An 18,155-nucleotide genomic window follows, 5' to 3' on the forward strand; every position below is an offset into this window, starting at 1 on the left:
CAGGCGCCGCATGACAGGGCAAGCCAGGCCCGCCCTGTCCTCCGTTCAAGCGGGTATCACACCCGCGGCGGGTCCGTCTCGCGCGCAAACGCCCGGTGCGCGGCCAGCGCTTTCTTGAACGCAGCCACGGCTTTCACTACGTCGCCGGATGGCGCGACGATGATGGCGGGATCGGGCTTGCCGTCGGGCAGGGTCACCGGCACGCCCGCCTTGTCCAGCAGGTCCTTGCCCGCGCCGATGGCCAGCATCGGCTTGCAGTGGCGGTATTGCAGGCGCAGGAAGTCGAGCGCATTGGCGTCGCTGCCCAGCTGCTGCACGGCGCCCTGGCCGTCCGGCACCACGACGGCGTCGAACAGCACCCCCGGCCCCGCTTCGAGCGAGATTTCCACGGCCAGCGGCGCCCCGCCGCTCGTGTCGACTTTACCCAGGTGGCTGCCCACCAGGCGCGGCGCGGCGCCGTCGGCCAGCAGCGCGGCATAGATGCTGCGCACCTGCGCGCCATCGCTGCCCGGCCCCACGAGGATGGCCACGCGCCGGGTATGGATGCCCGTCTTGCCAGGGCGGAAAAAGAGCGACAGGGCTGGCGATGGCGGATACGCGGGCAGCGGATCCAGGGAAGCGCGCGGCATCACGGGCGGCAGCGCCAGGCCCAGGCCATCGGCCAGGCGCTGCGCCAGGGTCTCGTCGACATTGCGCAGCATGGCGACGATGCGCTGGCGGATGGCCACCGTCTGCACCTTGCTCAGCTCAAAGCGGAACGCATGCACAATGTGCTCTTGTTCGACAGGCGTCTGGCTGATCCAGAACAGGCGCGCCTGGCCATAATGCTCGGCGAATTTCTCGGGCTTGCCGCGCACCTTGTCGCCTTCTGCGGACGCGGGAAAACTGTTGAAACCCTTGGCGCCCGCCTGGAACGGACAGCCGCCCGCCAGCGAGTTCGGCTCGTACGCGACCCGGCCCCGGTTGATGGCCTGGCGGTGCATGCCGTCGCGCTGGTTGTTGTGCACGGACGCCAGCGGCGCATTGATGGGAATCTCGTGGAAATTCGGGCCGCCCAGGCGCGTCAGCTGGGTATCGACATAGGAATGGATGCGCCCCTGCAGCAGCGGGTCGTTACTGAAATCGATGCCGGGCACGATGTGCGCCGTGCAGAACGCCACCTGCTCCGTCTCGGCAAAAAAATTGTCGGGATTGCGGTTCAGGACCATTTTACCGACGGGGATGAGAGGGACGACTTCTTCGGGAATCAGCTTGGTCGGATCGAGCACGTCAAAGGGGAACGCTTCCGCCTGCGCTTCCGTGAAGACCTGGAAGGACAGCTCGTATTCGGGATACTCGCCACACTCGATGGCTTCCCACAGGTCGCGCCGGTGGAAGTCGGAATCGGCGCCGCTGATCTTGACGGCTTCGTCCCACACGAGCGAATGCGTGCCGGCCATCGGCGACCAGTGGAATTTGCAGAACACGGACTGGCCCTTGGCATTCACGAGGCGGAAGGTATGCACGCCGAAGCCCTGCATCATCCGATAGCTGCGCGGGATGGCGCGGTCCGACATGACCCACATCAGCATGTGTGTGATTTCCGGCGACAGCGACGCAAAATCCCAGAAGGTGTCGTGCGCGCTGGCCGCCTGCGGCATGCCGTGGTGCGGCTCGGGCTTGACGGCATGGACCACGTCGGGGAATTTCATCGCATCCTGGATGAAGAAGACGGGGATGTTATTACCGACCAGGTCCCAGTTGCCCTCGTCCGTATAAAACTTCACGGCGAAGCCGCGCACGTCGCGCGCCGTATCGGTCGAACCGCGTTCGCCGGCCACCGTGGAAAAGCGCACGAAGACGGGCGTGCGCTTGCCCGCCTTGGCGAACGGCGCGGCGCGCGTCAGCTTGCTTTGCTCCTTGTAGCATTCGAAATAGCCATGGGCGGCCGAACCGCGCGCATGCACGACACGCTCGGGGATGCGTTCATGGTCGAAATGCGTGAGCTTTTCACGCAGGATGAAATCTTCCATCAGGGTGGGGCCGCGCAAGCCCGCCTTCAAGGAATTCTGGTTGTCGCCCACGGGCACGCCCTGGTTCGTCGTCAGCACGCAGCCGCTGTCGTCGGCACGGGCGCCGTCGAGCGAGGCATTGCGCGCATTTTCGCCAAGTGCCGGGTGACCGTCGCCCGTCTTGGGAGACGCTGTCGTTTCGCCCGTGGTGCTGGCCGTGGCCAGCGGCTCGCCCGTTGCCACATGCACGCCTTCGACCGGCGTGCGCGCCGCGTCGCCATACTGGCCATCTTCCTTGGGATTGACGGCCATGGCGGCGGACAACTGCTGGCCGGCGGCCGTCTTTTGCAGCAGCGCGCGGGTCACGTCATTGTCCGCGCCCAGGCTGTGCGGCGCATTGCTGTCGGATGGGCCGGACATGCTGCTCAATACGGAACCCGCACCGTCCGTGGACGGCGTTTTCTTGTTGGTAGCCATTACATCTCCTGTGAGTAGTTTGCCCCGGGAAGTAACGCTACAACTCCCTCATTCAGCGCACGAACAGGGCAATCAAAATAATGATGGGAATAGGTATGCCGATCAACCACAACAAAATGGAGCGCATCATCACTCTCCTTTACTGCTTGCTACTACCTTGTGCGCGTGGGCGCCGGCCCGCCCCGCCATGACGGCGGAGGGAACAGCGCCCACGACAGTACCTTCCAGGAAGGCGCAGAACTTATTTACGCGAACCCAGCAGTTTCGACAGGCCATAACCAGCCGCTGCCGCGATCAGCAGGGACACGGCCGGGCGTTCGCGCACATAACCGCGACCAGTTTCGCCGGCGCGCTGGCAGGCGGCGCCCAATTGCTTGCCGCGCGCCATCAGGCGTTCGGAAGCCTTGTTGACGCTGTCGCTGACCTGGCCGAGGCGTTCACCCACCTGGTCCACGCTGTCATGGGCGCGCGTGGCCACCTTGTCGGCCAGGGGCTGGGCCTGGCTTGCCACCTTGTCGATGGTGCGGTGCAAATCCTGGCGGGTATCCTGGGCGGTGCCATTCATATCGGAGCTGGTTTTTTCAATCGCGTTCATGATGGTTTCCTTTAACAGTGAATAATTTCAACCATGCTCGATGCCGTGACCGAATCATGATTCTCCTCGCTTCGGGGAAAAAGAAGCGGCTAAACGCTGCCGGGCTGAGCCATATCAAACAGTGGATCAGCAGCAAGCTGTTGGCACTACCTTAACTGCGTCCGCCCCGCGCCACCGTGCGCTGCCACACCTTGAGGCACAGACTTAAATGCCTGTTGGAAATAACAATCCCCGCCGGCCTGGTGGGGCGGACGGGGATCGGGGTGAAATGGTGTTATTTAGGCGTAGGCCGGGTTAGCGGATCGTAAGCCGACACATCGTTGACATCACCGCTTACGCCCGCAACCGCGCATCGAGCGAATAGCGTCCCGCGCCGCTGATGGCAATGGTGCCAAAGACGATGATCAGCAGCCAGCCGAACTGGCCGTCGGCGATGCTCCAGCCCGGGTGCACGAGCAGCATGGACACACCCAGCAGGAACAGCAATGGCAGACAGGCCAGGCGCGTCAGCAAGCCGGCGGCGACCAGCAGCGGGCAGACGATTTCCGCGAACAGGGCGCAGTACAGGGTGACGGCGCGGCCCAGGTGCAGAGGATCGTCGATATGCGCCAGTTCATCGGAAAAATGCAGCAGCTTGGGCAGACCGTGCACGTGCAGCACCAGCAGCGCACCCGTCAGGCGCGCAAACAGCATACCCGCATCGGGTAAAAAGGGGCCGGCCAGCGCCGCCATCCAGTTTTTCTTCATGATCGCTCCAGTGGGAAAGCCAGTCGGCGCGGCGCGCCGCTGCCAGCCATCATAGGCAGGCGGACACCTGGGCGCGACTGGTCTTTTGGCAGAGGCGCCGGCGCGCGCGAAGGCCTAGACTGGCCGATGCCATCACTGGTCCAGGCCATAACCGGCCTCCCTCCCCCATCCCCGAAGGAAATGCATCATGTCGAAGAAAATCGAAGCCGAAGAAGTCACTTCACGCCGCAAGCTGCTCGTCAGCGTCGCCGGTGTCGCCGCCGGAGCGGGCCTGCTGGCCGCCGGTGGCGCCAGCGCCGCCGCCAAGCCTGCCGCTGCCGCTGCCGCTGCCGCTGCCACCGCGCCGGGCAAGCTCACCGTCAACAGCGTCACCGTCAAGGACGGCACCGTCATCCACTTCAAGGACTGGGGCACGGGCACGCCCGTCGTCTTCAGCCACGGCTGGCCATTGCAGGGCGACGCCTGGGAAGACCAGATGATGTTCCTGGCCAGCCACGGCTACCGCGTGATCGCGCATGACCGCCGCGGCCACGGCCTGTCGAGCCAGCCATGGCAGGGCAATGACATGGATACCTACGCCGACGACCTGGCCACCCTGCTCGACGCGCTCGACATCAAGGGCGCGACCCTGGTCGGCCATTCGACGGGCGGCGGCGAAGTGGCGCGCTATATCGGCCGCCATGGCGAAAAACGCGTGGCCAAGGCCGTGCTGGTGGGCGCCGTGCCGCCGCAGATGGTCAAGTCGGACACGAATCCGGGCGGCTTGCCGATGTCGGTGTTTGACGGCATCCGCGCCGGCGTGCTGGCCGACCGTTCGCAATTCTTCAAGGACCTGACCGTGCCCTTCTTCGGCGCCAACCGTCCCGGCAACAAAGTGTCGCAAGGCATGCGCGACACCTTCTGGCTGCAGGGCATGCAGTGCGGCATCAAGAACGCCTACGATTGCATCAAGCAATTTTCCGAGACGGACTTCACGGCCGACCTGAAGAAAATCTCCGTGCCGACCCTGGTCGTGCACGGCGGCGACGACCAGATCGTGCCGATCGACGCTTCCGGCAAGGCTGCGGCCAAGCTCATCAAGAACGCCAAGCTGGTCATCTATGAAGGTGCGCCGCACGGCTTGCCGGCGACCCACAAGGACCGCCTGAACGAAGACTTGCTGGCCTTTATCAAGTCCTGATCGTTCTTCGCTCCCCGCACCGCCGGCCCGCCCGGCGGTGTTTATCGCCTCCGCCGCATAAAAAAACCGCCCGCCTCCCCCATTCGTATAACTGCCTTGCCTGACGGCGCGTGCATACTTGTTGCAATGCGGCATACGCCGCGACAGCGACAGGAGCACGGCGATGGCCAGCATGCATTATTTCCCTCAGAAGCAAGACGCCGGCCTGGCGCACGCGCAGCACATGGGCGGCATGGACGGCATGGGTGAATTTGCCGCATCGGTCGCGCACGAGGTGCGCCAGCCGCTGGCGGCCATCGCGCTCAATGCCGATGCCGCCTTGCGCTGGCTCGATCACGATCCGCCCCGCCTCGACGAGGCGCGCGCGGCGCTGGCCCTGGTCGCCAGCGCCGGCAGCCATGCCAGCGCCGTGCTGCGCAGCGTGCATGGCCTGGCCTGCAAGGCACCGGGCAGCCACGATCATTTTGTGGCCGACGACGCCGTGCAGGACCTGTTGCCGCTGCTGCGCGCGCCACTGCAGCGCCACGCCATCCACCTGGAAACGCAGCTGGCACCGGGCCGCCCGCTGCTGCACGCCGACCCGGTGCAATTCCGGCAAGTCGTCCTGAACCTGCTGATGAACGCCATCGAAGCCCTGCAGGGCACCAGCGGCAGGCCGTGCACGGTGCTGCTGTCCTCGCGCCTCGATGGGGGCGTGCAGCATTTCAGCATCGCCGACAATGGCGCCGGTATCGCGCCGCAGGCAGCCGGCCGCCTGTACGACGCCCTGTATTCCAGCAAGCCGGACGGCATGGGCATGGGCCTGGCCATCTGCCGCCGCATCGTCGACGCGCATGGCGGGCGCCTGTGGCATGCGCCCGGCGCGCCCCACGGCAGCGTCTTCCACTTCACCCTGCCGGCGTTATGAGGACAACCATGGACATGACCACGCCCCCGGCCGATCCGCCGATTACCCTCTTGATCGCCGACGACCACCCGCTGATCCTGGCCGGCCTGGCCTCGCTGATCGCCTCGCTGCCCGGTTTGCGCCTGCTGGGCCAGGCCGGCACGGGCCTCGCCGCCGTGGAGCTGTACCGGCAGCTGCGGCCCGACGTGGTGCTGATGGATTTGAACATGCCGGAGATGCATGGCGTCGAGGCGATCGAGCGCATCTGCGCGGACGACGCGCAAGCGAAGATCATCATCCTCACCACCTACCAGGGCGAGGACAGCGTGCACCGGGCCTTGCGCGCCGGCGCGCGCGGCTATCTGCTGAAGGATTCCGGCTTCCTGCAACTGACGCAGTGCATCCGCCAGGTGGCAGCCGGCAGGCACTATCTGCCGCCGGAATTGGCGGCGCAGCAGGCCAGCCGCATCGACGCGAACCGCCTGTCGAAACGCGAGCACGACATCCTGCTGCACCTGTCCGCAGGCAAGAGCAACAAGATGATCGCGCGCAGCGCCGGCATCGAGGTGGGCACCGTGAAATTTCACGTGAATAATATTTTGACCAAGCTCAACGTATCAAGCCGCACCGAGGCGGCCACGGTGGCCGCCCGGCGCGGCTTGCTGGGCGCGTTCTAGCTGCCGGGAACCGGGGTCAGGCCCGCCGGGTCTGACCCCAGCATTTACGCTGCATCATCATCCGACTTTGCCGCGGCCTTGGCCAGCGTTGGCTTGGCTTCCACGCCGCTGATCTTCGGCACGCATTCGCTGCGCAGCCACGATACCGTCACGGCTTCGCCCGCCATCAGGCGCTTGACACTGGGGACGATCTGTTCGCCGATCAGCATGCCCAGCAGGCCGATCAGGGCTATCGCGGGCGGCGCCGGCGAGCGCACTTGCAAGACGGCGTAGATGATGCCAACGAGCAAGCCCACGGCCAGCGAAATCACATATAACTTCATGGCGCATTCCTTTCGATGAAAAAAAACGCCGCGCGCGGTCGGGCGCGCGGCGCATGGCATAGCCACGCGGCGATTACTTGGCCGGCACCGGTGCCAGGGTAGTATGGTCGCCATGGATGCGCTGCGGCGCCTTGTGCACCATCGTGTAGGCGTAGTCGACGCCCATGCCGTAGGCGCCCGAGTGTTCGCGCACGATGGCCATGACGGCGTCATAGGTTGCCTTGTGCGCCCAGTCGCGCTGCCATTCCAGCAGCACCTGCTGCCACGTCACCGGCACCACGCCGGCCTGGATCATGCGCTGCATGGCGTAGTCGTGCGCTTCCTTCGAGGTGCCGCCCGAGGCATCGGCCACCATGTAGATTTCGTAGTCGCCTTCGAGCATCGCGCACAGGGCGAAGCTGTTGTTGCACACTTCCGTCCACAGGCCCGACACGACGACTTTCTTCTTGCCGTTGGCGGCCAGCGCATCGCGCACCTTCTGGTCATCCCACGAATTCATCGAGCTGCGCTCGAGGATATCCTTGCCGGGGAAGACGTCGAGCAGTTCCGGGTAGGTGTGGCCGGAGAAGCTTTCCGTTTCCACCGTGGTGATGATGGTGGGGATGTTGAACACCTTGGCGGCCTTGGCCAGGCCCACGGTATTGTTTTTCAGCGCCTGGCGGTCCATCGACTGCACGCCGAACGCCATTTGCGGCTGCTGGTCGATGAAGATGATCTGGCAATTGTCGGGGGTAAGGACTTCCAGTTTCGGATTGGTCATGATGTCATCCATGAAGAGAGGGTTGAGTGGGTACTGCCGTGCATCGTATGCCTGGCGCCGCGCCCGCACCACTATCTAAATATAGGCTGGCATGTTGATTGCCTCTGGGAAATACCACCTGCAGGAGGGCGGGCGCTGCGGTAAAATACCTTTTGCTCACCATGCTCCGACGACTCTTGATCGATAACTCCTCTTTGCCAGACAACACCATGCGCAGCGATACGGCACCGATACGCGTCCTCATCGCCGACGACCACCAGTTGCTGCTCGACGGTATCGCGGCCCTGCTGCGCGCCTTTCCCGGCGTGGTACTGGTGGGCCAGGCGACCGATGGCCAGCAGGCGGCACAGCAATTTGACGCGCTGCTGCCCGATGTCACGCTGATGGATTTGCAGATGCCGGTCATGAGCGGCCTCGACGCGATCGGCGCCATCCGCGTGCGCCATCCGCAGGCGCGCATCATCGTGCTGACCACCTACAAGGGCGACACGCAAGTGCTGCGCGCCATCCGCGCAGGCGCCTGCGGCTATGTGCTGAAAAGCGCGCTGCGCCACGAATTGCTGGCGGCGATACAGAACGTGCACGCGGGGCGGCGCCACATCACGCCCGAGATCGAGGCGGAGCTGGCGCTGTATGCCTGCAGCGACGTGCTGTCGAACCGCGAACTGGACGTGCTCAAGCAGGTCGCGCAAGGCAATTCCAACCGCGAAACGGGCGCCCTGCTGCAGATCAAGGAAGAAACCGTCAAGGCGCACATGAGCACCATCCTGGCCAAGCTGGGCGCCAGGGACCGCACCCACGCCGTCACCATCGCGCTACGGCGCGGCATCCTCGACGCCTGAGCGGCGCCAGCGCTGCCACCAGCGGCGCAGCGGGCCGTGCGCCACCGGCCAGGCGCGGCGCGCCGGCACCCGCAGGTGCCACTGCGTGCCGCCTCCGTCGCGCCCGCCCACGGACAGGCGCGCGCCGAGCCTGGCGGCGCGCTCGCGCATGCCGGGCATGCCCCAGTGTCCGGGAATCTGCCCATTGGCCGCCACCACGGGCGGCAAACCCTGGCCATCGTCGCGCACGAGCAGTTCGATGCCGCCGCACGCATAGTGCACCGCCACCTCGACCACCTGCGCGCGCGCATGCTGGAAGGCATTGCGCAGCGCTTCGCTGGCGATGCGGTAGATTTCGTGCGCGGCGCGCGCATGCAGCATGCGCGGCTCGCCTTCCTCCGCATAGCGGAAGACGATGCCGTGCTGCGCCGCCAGCCGTTCGCCTTCGCGCTGCAGGATGGCGCTCCAGCGCGCGCCGGCATCGTCGCCGGCGCGCAGGTCGTGCACGTGGTCGCGCCCCTCGCCCAGCATGCGGTCGGCGTCGTCGAGCGCGCGCAGCATGGCGGCGCGCGCGGGATCATCCTCGGCGATGGCCATGCTGGCATTGTGAAAGTGCAGAATCATCGCCTGCGTGCCCTGCAGCAGGGTATCGTGCAATTCGCGTGCGATGCGTTCGCGCTCGGCCTGCTGCGCCTCCATCCGCGCCTGCAGGCGCGCGGCGTGCTGGCCCAGCCGCCAGCGGCAAACGCCATACGCGGCCGCCAGCAGCGCCGCCGCGCACAGGCTGCGGAACCACCAGGTCTGGTAGAAAGCGGGCAGCACGCGAAATGGCAATTGCGCCACCGCGCTGGCCACGCCGTCGCCATTGATGGCCATCACCTGGAAGCGGTAGGCACCCGGCCCCAGGCCCGTGTATTGCGCCTGGCGCCGCTCGTCCGCATGCTGCCAGTCCCTGTCATAGCCTTCCAGCCGGTAGCGAAAACGCAGGCGCGACGGCGCGCCCAGACTGCTGGCGTTGTAGGCGAACTGCACGTCGCGCGTGCCGGCCGGCAGGCGCTCATAATCGGCGGCGGCGACGTTCTCGCCATCGACCATCAATGCGCCGATCTCGGCCTGCGGCGCCGGCAGTGGCGGCGCCGGCTGGCGCGGGTCGATCCAGAAGGTCGCGCTCTGGCGCGAAAACCAGATTTTGCCATCGTCCGCTTCGGCAATCGAGTCGTTATGCAGCAAACTCATTTTGCCGTTCAAGCCATCGGCGCCATCGTACAACTGCGCCTGCATGGGATGCGACGGGTCGCGCAAGGCCTGCGCCATCTCGGCCGCGGCCACGCGCACGGCGCCATTGCCCGTATTGAGCCACAGGCTGCCGTCACGCGCGCGCAGCATGCCAACCACGCCATCGAAAACGCCGGGCGCCGCGGCACGCAGCGGCACGAAGCGCCCATCGCGCCACAGCGCCAGGCCATGCTGGCCGCCCGCCAGCAGCTGGCCGCCCGTCTCCAGCAGCGCGGGTACCTTGCCCAGGTCCAGGCCCTGTTCGGGACCATAGCTGGCCAGCTGCCCGCCGTCCAGCACCGCCACGCTGCCGTCCGGATAGGACAGCCACAGGCGGCCGGCCGCATCGGCCAGCAGCGCCAGCGGCACCTTGCGCCCGCCCTCGGGCAAGGCCGGTTCGCGCCGCCATGCGCCGTCGGCGTACTGGAACACGCCGGCGCCGCTGAAAATCGCCCACAGGCTGCCGTCGGGCGCGTTCACGGCCATGCGCACCCGTTTCAAGGCGGCCGCTTCCGGCGGATAGGCAATCGTCTCGAGCACGCGGCCATCGTCGCCATCGAGCCGCAGCAGGCCGGCGCGGGTGCCGACGCGAATGCCGCCCGGCGCCGCCATGATGGCCGTGACGGGCCCCAGTGCAGGGGCGCGCAAGACCTTGCCGTCGGGCGCCGCCAGCATCAGCGGCGCATCGCCTTCGCGCGACAGCCACATGCGCCCTCCCGTGCCGGGCGACAGCTGCTGCGCGCGGAAGGTTTCGGGCGCCTCGGGTCCCGCGCGCGCGCTGAGGATCACGGGCGCGGCCTGGCGAAAGCGGTCCAGGCCAGCATACGTGGCAACCCAGACATTGCCTTCATTGTCGTCGCACAGGGAACCGATCAGCACATTGCTCAAGCCGTCGCGCGGCAGGAACGATTCCGTGTCGCTGCTGATGCCCAGCTGTTGCGGCTCCAGCGCGCCGGCGCTGCGCGTGCGGTGCAGGCCGAACTGGCTGTCGAACCACAGGGTGCCCTGGCGGTCGACCAGCATGCTGCCGCTGGTGCCGCTCGTATCGCGGTAGATCCAGCGATGATCGAGCTGGTCGTAGCGTTCGAGCGAGTCGATGATGCGGATGCCGCGCAGCTCCAGCAGATACAGGCGGCCGTCCGGTCCCTGCTGCGGCGGCGCGCGCAGGTCCAGGCGCCCCACGGGCGGCGCAAAGCGCGCCTGGCCCGGCTGCCAGAGAAACAGGCCCTGTTCGCTGAACACGCCCAGCCTGCCGCCGCGGTCCGCGAACACGGCCGAGGCCTTTTGCGCCGTGTAGCCCTGCGCCGGCCCCATCGCCTGCCAGCGCCGGCCGTCGAAGCGCGACACCCCGGCCACGCCGGCGGCCCACACGGCGCCCGTGGCGTCGATGGCAAAACCCCAGACGGAACCGGGCCGCACGCCCTGCGCCTCGCCGTAATTGCGCACCACGCCATCCTTGACATGGCTGATGCCGCCCACTTGCCAGCCCACCCACATGCCGCCGTCAGCCGCGCGCTTGAGGGCCAGGGTCACCGTATCGGGAAACGCGCCCTGGCGCGCACGCACGGGCTCGAAACGCAGGCCGTCAAAGCGCACCAGGCCCGCATGGGTGCCCAGCCACAGGAAGCCGTCGCCCCCTTGGGCGATGACGCTGATATCGTCCGGTGCGCCATCCCTGGACGTCCAGCTGGTGTGCTGCAGCTGGTGGATGCCGCGCGCCGCGTCGATGGCCAGCCCGGGCGGGCTGAACAACAGCAGCAAAGGCAGCCAGCACAGCGCGGCCAGGACGGACAGGCGCACGGCGGATCAGGCGGCAGGCACGGCCGCACGGCCGCTGCGGTGCTGCACGATGATCAGGCCGGCGAGCAGCAGCAAGGGTACGGCCAGCGCCACGAAGCCGAAAGCCAGGTAGGCAAAGGCGGCCGCGATGGCGCCCAGGGCGAAGGCTGCCAGCGGCCAGAAGAACTTGCCGCAGCGCGCATGGGTGGCGGCATCGGCAGCGCCGCGCAGCACGTCGACGGTGTCGATGACGATCTGCGTCACGTTCCCCGTCATCATGGAGGTGGGCGCCAGGTGCGCCAGCAGCAGCCGGCTGGTGGCGCTGTGCACGCCCATGGCGGCCGTACCCAGCAAACCCGCCGCCATGGCCATGGAACTGACGTCCTTGCCTATCGGTTCGGCCAGGATGCCAAACACCATGAAGCCGGCCAGCAAGGCCCACTGCAGCAGCATCGCCAGGGTCAGCGACGGGCCGGCGCGGCGCTCGACGGCCAGCACCATCAGGCGCGTGATCGCGACGCCGGCGATAAACGCGGGAAAAGCGAGAAACTTCAGCAGGATGGACATGCGCGATGCGTCCGCCAGGGCGGCGCCGATCAGCACGAAGTTGCCCGTGACATGGGCCGTAAACAGGCCAAACAGGGCAATAAAACCCAGGGTATCGACATACCCGGCTAAAAATCCCAGGCTGGTGCCGAACAAGCGGCTGTGTGGTGGCTGATCCATCGAATGACTCCCGATACCGTGCAATGCACTAAAAAACGAAAACGCGCCAGGGAAGCGCCCCGGCGCCACTGCCTGCATGGTAAGCCATGCGGCCGGCCTGCGCCCCCGCCATTCGGCCAGTGCGCCACGCTTCACCTGATCTTTTGACCCGTGTTCAAACGCGGGACGCCAGCTACACTGGCCGACGTGACTTTCGCGCCGCGCACGCCGGCCCTCCCCGCACCGCAACCATGGAGCTGCACCATGCCAGAACACACCCTCCCCGCCGCCGCGCCCTTGATACTGCTCAACGGCTGTTTCCATACCGTCGACAAAAGCTGCCCGCAAGCGAGCGCGGTGGCCATCGCCGACGGCAAATTTCTCGCCGTGGGCGATGCGGATGACGTCATGCGCCACCGCACGCCCGACAGCCGTGTGATCGACCTCGGTGGCCGCACGGTGATTCCAGGCCTGAACGACTCGCACCTGCACCTGATCCGCGGCGGCTTGAACTACAACCTGGAATTGCGCTGGGAAGGCGTGCCGTCGCTGGCCGACGCCCTGCGCATGCTGAAAGAGCAAGCCTTGCGCACGCCAAACCCGCAATGGGTGCGCGTGGTGGGCGGCTGGAACGAATTCCAGTTCGCGGAAAAGCGCATGCCGACCCTGGACGAGATCAACGCGGCCGCACCCGACACGCCCGTTTTCATCCTGCACCTGTACGACCGCGCCCTGCTCAACCGCGCCGCCCTGCGCGTGGTCGGCTACGATAAAAATACGCCGAACCCGCCCGGCGGCGAAATCGTGCGCGACGCGGCCGGCAATCCCACGGGCATGCTGATCGCGCGTCCGAACGCCATGATTTTATATGCGACCCTGGCCAAGGGTCCAACCCTGCCGCGCGAATTGCAAGTCAATTCCACGCGCCAGTTCATGCGCGAACTCAATCGCCTGGGCTTGACCAGCGCCATCGACGCGGGCGGCGGCTTCCAGAATTATCCGGAAGACTACGCGGCGGTCGAGGAACTGGCGCAAAAAGAGCAACTGACGATACGCATCGCCTACAACCTGTTCACGCAAAACAAGGGCGCGGAACTGCAGGACTTCCAGAAGTGGACGGGCATGATCAAGCCTGGCGACGGCACTGACTTTTACCGTCATAACGGCGCCGGCGAAATGCTCGTGTTTTCCGCCGCCGACTTCGAGGATTTCCTCGAGCCGCGCCCGGACCTGGCGCCCGGCATGGACGACGAACTGGAAAAGGTCGTGCGCCACCTGGTGTCGAAACGCTGGCCTTTCCGCCTGCACGCCACCTACGACGAATCGATAGCCCGCATGCTGACGGTCTTTGAAAAGGTCAACCGCGATATCCCGTTCGACGGCCTGCACTGGATGTTCGACCACTGCGAAACCATCACGCCGAAAAACATCGACCGGGTCAAGGCGCTGGGCGGCGGCATCGCCATCCAGCACCGCATGGCCTTCCAGGGCGAATACTTTGTCGACCGCTACGGCGCGGAAGCGGCCAAGGCCACGCCGCCCATCGCCCGCATGCTTGCCTCGGGCGTGCCCGTGGGCGGTGGCACGGACGCCACCCGGGTCGCCAGCTATAACCCGTGGACGGCGCTGTACTGGCTGGTGTCGGGCCGCACCGTGGGCGGCTTGCGCCTGTACGACGCGGGCAGCCGTTTGTCTCGCGACACGGCGCTGGAACTGTGGACGGCAGGCAGCGCCTGGTTTTCGAGTGAGCAAGGCAAGAAGGGCCGCATCCAGGAAGGCATGCTGGCCGACCTGGCCGTGCTGAGCGCGGACTTCTTCAGCATCGATGAAGAGGCGATCAAGTCCATCGAATCGGTGCTCACCATCGTCGGCGGCAAGATCGTCTACGGCCAGGCGGAATTTACCAAGCTGGCGCCGCCTGCGATTCCCGTGCTGCCCGATTGGTCGCCCGTGAAAAACGTGGCCGGCCACTACCGCTCCGCGCCGCCGCAAAAAACCAGCGTCATGCAGCAGCACCAGTGCCAGGGCGCCTGCGGCGTGCATGCCCACGCCCACGACGTGGCGCGCAAGAGTTCCGTACCCGTGTCCAGCCACTCCGGCTTCTGGGGCGCGCTGGGGTGCAGCTGCTTTGCGTTCTGAGGTGCGTATGGCGCGCGTGTTTTCATGCGCCGCCGGTGCCCTGGCACTGGCGGCAGCCCTGCCCGCCAAGGCACAGGAAAATGTGCAGCTGTACGGCCGCCTGAACGTGGCGCTCGAAGCGCTGCATGCGTCCGGCGGCGGCGCTAGCGTGCAGCGCCTGTCCAACAACCGCTCGGTACTCGGTGTTCGCGGCAGCGAAGACCTGGGCGGCGGCTGGCAGGCGCTGTTCCAGGTCGAAGGTACGCTATCGCCCGACACGGGCGCGGGCTCCCTCGCCGCGCGCGACACGCGTGTCGGCATTGCCGGGCCGTGGGGCACGCTGTTTGCCGGCAACTGGACCCTGCCCTACAACAGCGCCACTTCCGCGCTCGACCCGTTCTATCCCACCACGGCCGGCTACATGAGTTTGATGGGCAATGGCGCGGGCGCCACCGAAAACAATACCAGCAACGCATATTCGTTCGACCGGCGCCAGCAGAACAGCGTGCATTACTGGACGCCGCAGTGGCAGGGCTGGTCGCTGCGCGTGGCGCGCGGCATGGCGGAAGAACGGCCGGCCAGCGGTGCGCATCCGGCACTGACGTCGGCCTCCCTGCTCTACGACAGTGGCGCCCTGTACGCCAGCCTGGCGCATGAAGAGCACCACGATTACCAGGGACGGGGTTTGAGCGACCGTGGCAGCAAGCTGGCCCTGGCCTGGCGGATCGACAGCGCCACGCAGCTGGCGGTGGCCGCGGAAAGCCTGCGCTATGCCACGGCGACGGGAGACCTGCACCGGCGCACGGTGTATGTCTCCGCCACGCGCCAGTTCGGCCGCCACGGCTTGCGTTTCGGCCTGGCCCACGCGCAAAGCGCCACCGGCAATTCGCTGGAAACCATCGGTACCGTGCGCGCGGGAGCCGGCACGGGTGCCACCCACGCCACCATCGGCTACGACTACCAACTGTCGAAACGCAGCAGCGTGTATGCCTACTACACGCGCCTGGCCAACGGCCATAACGGCATCGCCGGCTTTGCCATCAACAGCGTCGGACGCGAAACAGGTACGGCAGGCGCGACCATGTCGGGCGTGGCACTGGGGATCAAACACAACTTCTGAGGCACGGTTTTCGTGGACAGCCCCGCGCGCGGCGCGTACAGTCTTCGTTCCGCAACCAGGGCAGGCATCTGCGAACAGACACCATGAAGCGAGCATCAGCGCCGGCGCTTGGCGACTGGGTCAAGTGCGCCGAACCGGTACAGGGAATCGAACGCATCGAAGCGTGGTTCCAGGGCAAGGCCTATGCCATGCACCGCCACGACACCTACGCCATCGGCCGCACGCTGGCCGGCGTGCAGCGTTTCAGCTACCGCCGCGGCCAGCGCGACAGCCTGCCCGGCAATACCATGATCCTGCATCCCGACGAGGCGCACGATGGCCAGGCGGGTACCGACGCCGGCTTCCGTTACCGCATGCTGTATATCGAACCGGCGCTGTTCCAGGACGTGCTGGGCGGCCGCGCCTTGCCCTTCATCGAAGGCGGCGTGTCGACCGATCCCCGCCTGGCGGCGGCCACTTCAACCTTGCTGCCGCACGACGGCCACCCGCTCGAAGCGCTGGAACAGAGCGAGGCGCTGGCCGAACTGGCGCATGCGCTGGCGGCGGCGGCCGGCACGCCGGCGCAGCGTCCAAAAGGCGACTTCCTGGCGGCGCGGCGCGCGCGCGACTACTTGCAGGCGCACTGCACGCGCGCCGTCACCCTGGCGGAACTGGAAGCGGCAACGGGACGCGACCGCTGGAGCCTGTCGCACGACTTTCGCGTGTTTTATGGCACCAGCCCATACCGCTATCTGACGATGCGGCGCCTGGAGATGGTGCGGCGCCTGCTCTTGGGTGGCGCCACGCTCGCCTCGGCCGCCATGGCGGCGGGCTTTGCCGACCAGAGCCACATGACGCGGCATTTCCTGAAAACCCATGGAATCACGCCCGGCCGCTGGCTGCGTTACGCTGGCGGCGCCAGCACACGCTGAAAACACCCACGATCGTTCAATACGGCCGGCAAGCACCTGCGTATTCTGGCTGCATCGCCACTTGAACGGAGCACAGCATGCCAGACACTACCATTACCACCACCACGCGCGGCCAGGGCCAGTCCATCGACCTGGCAGGCAAGATCGACCTGATCGACGGGCACTGGCAACCGCGCGTCATCGCCGAAATGAACGACTACCAATTCAAGGTCGTCAAGGTACTGGGCGAATTCCAGTGGCACCGGCACGCCGACACGGATGAAACCTTCATCGTGCTGGACGGCGAATTGCGCATCGCCGTGCGCGGCCCTGGCTATGCGGAAGGACACGCCATCGTGCTGACTGCCGGCCAGCTGGCCGTGGTGCCCAAGGGTGTCGAACACAAGCCGTGCGCCCTTGCCGAAACGAGGCTGCTGCTGATCGAACCGCGTGGCGTGGTCAATACGGGCGACGGCGGCGCGGGCGAGCGCACGGTGCAAAACGATCAGTGGATCTGAAGCCGGAACGATGACAAAAAACAAAAAACCCGCTGACTTTTGCAAGTGAGCGGGTTTTCTGATGAAACTTGGTGCCGTTGGCCGGAATCGAACTGGCGACCTTCACATTACGAATGTGCTGCTCTACCAACTGAGCTACAACGGCGAAGACCCACATTCTACAAACAATGCACAAAATTTGCTAGTGTCAACGCGAACTTTTTTGCATTTTTTTAGCGGCCCGGCTGCGGGCCGCTGAAAATCGTGGAAAAGTGCGGTTTTTTTACTCAGCGTGGTAGGCCGTGACGCGGGCCACTTCGTCTTTCGAGCCGAGGAAGACGGGCACGCGCTGGTGCAGCTTGTGCGGGGCGATGTCCATGATGCGCTGCTGGCCGTCGGTGGCCGCGCCGCCGGCTTGCTCGACGATGAAGGCCATCGGGTTCGCTTCGTACATCAGGCGCAGCTTGCCCGGCATCGAGGTGTCGCGCAGGTCGGCCGGGTACATGAAGATGCCGCCGCGGTTCAGGATGCGGTGCACGTCGGCCACCATCGAGGCGATCCAGCGCATATTGAAATTGGTGCCGCGCGGGCCAGTGTCGCCGGCCAGCAGCTCATCGACATAGCGTTTCACGGGCGGATGCCAGTGGCGCGCGTTCGACATGTTGATGGCGAATTCCTTCGTCGTCGGCGGAATCTGCATATTGCTTTGCGTGAGCACCCACGAACCCATTTCGCGGTCCAGGGTGAAGCAGTTCACGCCATTGCCGAAGGTCAGCACCAGCATGGTTTGCGGGCCGTACACGGCGTAGCCGGCCGCCACTTGCTTGCTGCCTGCCTGCATGAAGTCCTGCTCGGTCGGCTGCCCCATGCCGTCCGGCGCCTTCAGCACGGAGAAGATGGTGCCGATCGAGACGTTGACGTCGATGTTCGAGGAGCCATCGAGTGGGTCGAACAGCAGCATGTATTCGCCCTTCGGATAGCGGTTCGGGATCGGGTGGATCGATTCCATTTCTTCCGACGCCATGGCCGCCAGGTGGCCGCCCCATTCATTCGCTTCGAGCAGGATCTCGTTGGAGATGATGTCGAGTTTTTTCTGTACTTCGCCCTGCACGTTTTCCGTGTCGGCCGTGCCCAGCACTTCACCCAGCGCACCCTTGCCGACGGCGTGGCTGATGGTCTTGCAGGCGCGCGCGACGACTTCGATCAGCAGGCGCAGTTCGGCCGGAATGCTGTTGTTCGAGCGCTGCTCTTCAACCAGATATTGCGTAAGACTGATGCGTTTCATGAATTCCCTTTTGTTTTAATGATTAACCA

At 65.9% G+C, this 18,155-nt stretch carries 16 protein-coding genes and 1 tRNA gene; 8 read left to right on the forward strand and 9 right to left on the reverse strand.

Features of this window, described 5'->3' with window-relative positions:
* Positions 1 to 56 precede the first annotated feature (56 nt).
* The 3 genes from MRBLMS1_RS19200 to MRBLMS1_RS19210 form a co-directional block, all read right to left on the reverse strand.
* Entirely contained in the window at positions 57 to 2,468 is a 2,412-nt protein-coding gene (locus MRBLMS1_RS19200) for a catalase (RefSeq protein ID WP_485881162.1), read from the reverse strand.
* A 241-nt stretch (positions 2,469 to 2,709) separates the two neighbouring features.
* On the reverse strand, positions 2,710 to 3,063 hold the full coding sequence (locus MRBLMS1_RS19205; RefSeq protein ID WP_034747191.1) for an ElaB/YgaM/YqjD family protein: 354 nt from the start codon (positions 3,061 to 3,063) through the stop codon (positions 2,710 to 2,712).
* Between the two features lie 333 nt (positions 3,064 to 3,396).
* The gene (locus MRBLMS1_RS19210) at positions 3,397 to 3,810 is read right to left on the reverse strand and encodes a DoxX family protein (RefSeq protein ID WP_485881165.1); all 414 of its coding nucleotides are present in this window, start codon (positions 3,808 to 3,810) and stop codon (positions 3,397 to 3,399) included.
* 187 nt (positions 3,811 to 3,997) lie between these two features.
* Here MRBLMS1_RS19210 and MRBLMS1_RS19215 point away from each other — a divergent pair, with 187 nt between their 5' ends.
* The 3 genes from MRBLMS1_RS19215 (at position 3,998) to MRBLMS1_RS19225 (ending at position 6,553) form a co-directional block, all read left to right on the forward strand.
* A complete protein-coding gene (locus tag MRBLMS1_RS19215; RefSeq protein ID WP_485881167.1) occupies positions 3,998 to 4,990 on the forward strand; it encodes an alpha/beta fold hydrolase in 993 nt (330 codons plus the stop codon).
* A 163-nt stretch (positions 4,991 to 5,153) separates the two neighbouring features.
* On the forward strand, positions 5,154 to 5,897 hold the full coding sequence (locus tag MRBLMS1_RS19220) for a sensor histidine kinase (protein WP_485881169.1): 744 nt from the start codon (positions 5,154 to 5,156) through the stop codon (positions 5,895 to 5,897).
* Positions 5,898 to 5,911: 14 nt separating this feature from the next.
* Positions 5,912 to 6,553 (forward strand): response regulator, encoded by a 642-nt coding sequence (locus MRBLMS1_RS19225; protein ID WP_456150888.1) that lies wholly within the window; start codon positions 5,912 to 5,914, stop codon positions 6,551 to 6,553.
* A gap of 44 nt (positions 6,554 to 6,597) precedes the next feature.
* On the opposite strand, the gene MRBLMS1_RS19230 is transcribed toward MRBLMS1_RS19225, so the two are convergent.
* Together MRBLMS1_RS19230 and MRBLMS1_RS19235 are read right to left on the reverse strand one after the other, a co-directional pair.
* Positions 6,598 to 6,876: a XapX domain-containing protein gene (locus tag MRBLMS1_RS19230; RefSeq protein WP_139091116.1), complete on the reverse strand. Its 279-nt coding sequence runs from the start codon at positions 6,874 to 6,876 to the stop codon at positions 6,598 to 6,600.
* Between the two features lie 73 nt (positions 6,877 to 6,949).
* Complete coding sequence (locus MRBLMS1_RS19235; protein ID WP_072455759.1) at positions 6,950 to 7,636, reverse strand: hydrolase; 687 nt, start codon at positions 7,634 to 7,636, stop codon at positions 6,950 to 6,952.
* A gap of 209 nt (positions 7,637 to 7,845) precedes the next feature.
* Between MRBLMS1_RS19235 and MRBLMS1_RS19240 the strand changes: the two genes are divergently transcribed.
* The gene (locus MRBLMS1_RS19240) at positions 7,846 to 8,478 is read left to right on the forward strand and encodes a response regulator (RefSeq protein ID WP_485881172.1); all 633 of its coding nucleotides are present in this window, start codon (positions 7,846 to 7,848) and stop codon (positions 8,476 to 8,478) included.
* Here MRBLMS1_RS19240 and MRBLMS1_RS19245 read toward each other — a convergent pair.
* A complete protein-coding gene (locus tag MRBLMS1_RS19245) occupies positions 8,452 to 11,532 on the reverse strand; it encodes a sensor histidine kinase (protein ID WP_485881174.1) in 3,081 nt (1,026 codons plus the stop codon). The genes MRBLMS1_RS19240 and MRBLMS1_RS19245 overlap by 27 nt on opposite strands.
* Positions 11,533 to 11,538: 6 nt before the next feature.
* Complete coding sequence (locus tag MRBLMS1_RS19250; protein WP_485881176.1) at positions 11,539 to 12,237, reverse strand: YoaK family protein; 699 nt, start codon at positions 12,235 to 12,237, stop codon at positions 11,539 to 11,541.
* Positions 12,238 to 12,480: 243 nt separating this feature from the next.
* Between MRBLMS1_RS19250 and MRBLMS1_RS19255 the strand changes: the two genes are divergently transcribed.
* The 4 genes from MRBLMS1_RS19255 to MRBLMS1_RS19270 all read left to right on the forward strand — a co-directional run bounded on the left by MRBLMS1_RS19255 (position 12,481) and on the right by MRBLMS1_RS19270 (position 16,862).
* A complete protein-coding gene (locus MRBLMS1_RS19255) occupies positions 12,481 to 14,355 on the forward strand; it encodes an amidohydrolase (RefSeq protein WP_485881178.1) in 1,875 nt (624 codons plus the stop codon).
* A 7-nt stretch (positions 14,356 to 14,362) separates the two neighbouring features.
* A complete protein-coding gene (locus MRBLMS1_RS19260; protein ID WP_485881180.1) occupies positions 14,363 to 15,454 on the forward strand; it encodes a porin in 1,092 nt (363 codons plus the stop codon).
* Between the two features lie 83 nt (positions 15,455 to 15,537).
* Positions 15,538 to 16,365 carry an AraC family transcriptional regulator gene (locus tag MRBLMS1_RS19265; protein ID WP_485881182.1) on the forward strand — a complete coding sequence of 276 codons (828 nt, stop codon included), beginning with the start codon at positions 15,538 to 15,540 and terminating at the stop codon, positions 16,363 to 16,365.
* Between the two features lie 77 nt (positions 16,366 to 16,442).
* Entirely contained in the window at positions 16,443 to 16,862 is a 420-nt protein-coding gene (locus MRBLMS1_RS19270) for a cupin domain-containing protein (protein ID WP_319990814.1), read from the forward strand.
* A gap of 69 nt (positions 16,863 to 16,931) precedes the next feature.
* Here MRBLMS1_RS19270 and MRBLMS1_RS19275 read toward each other — a convergent pair.
* Positions 16,932 to 17,007 (reverse strand) — tRNA-Thr (locus MRBLMS1_RS19275).
* Between the two features lie 117 nt (positions 17,008 to 17,124).
* Positions 17,125 to 18,126: a class 1 fructose-bisphosphatase gene (locus tag MRBLMS1_RS19280; protein ID WP_034747152.1), complete on the reverse strand. Its 1,002-nt coding sequence runs from the start codon at positions 18,124 to 18,126 to the stop codon at positions 17,125 to 17,127.
* Between the last annotated feature and the right edge of the window lie 29 nt (positions 18,127 to 18,155).

It is taken from the genome of Massilia sp. LMS1-1-1.1 (genome assembly GCF_040815535.1).
GTDB lineage: Bacteria > Pseudomonadota > Gammaproteobacteria > Burkholderiales > Burkholderiaceae_D > Janthinobacterium > Janthinobacterium aestuarii.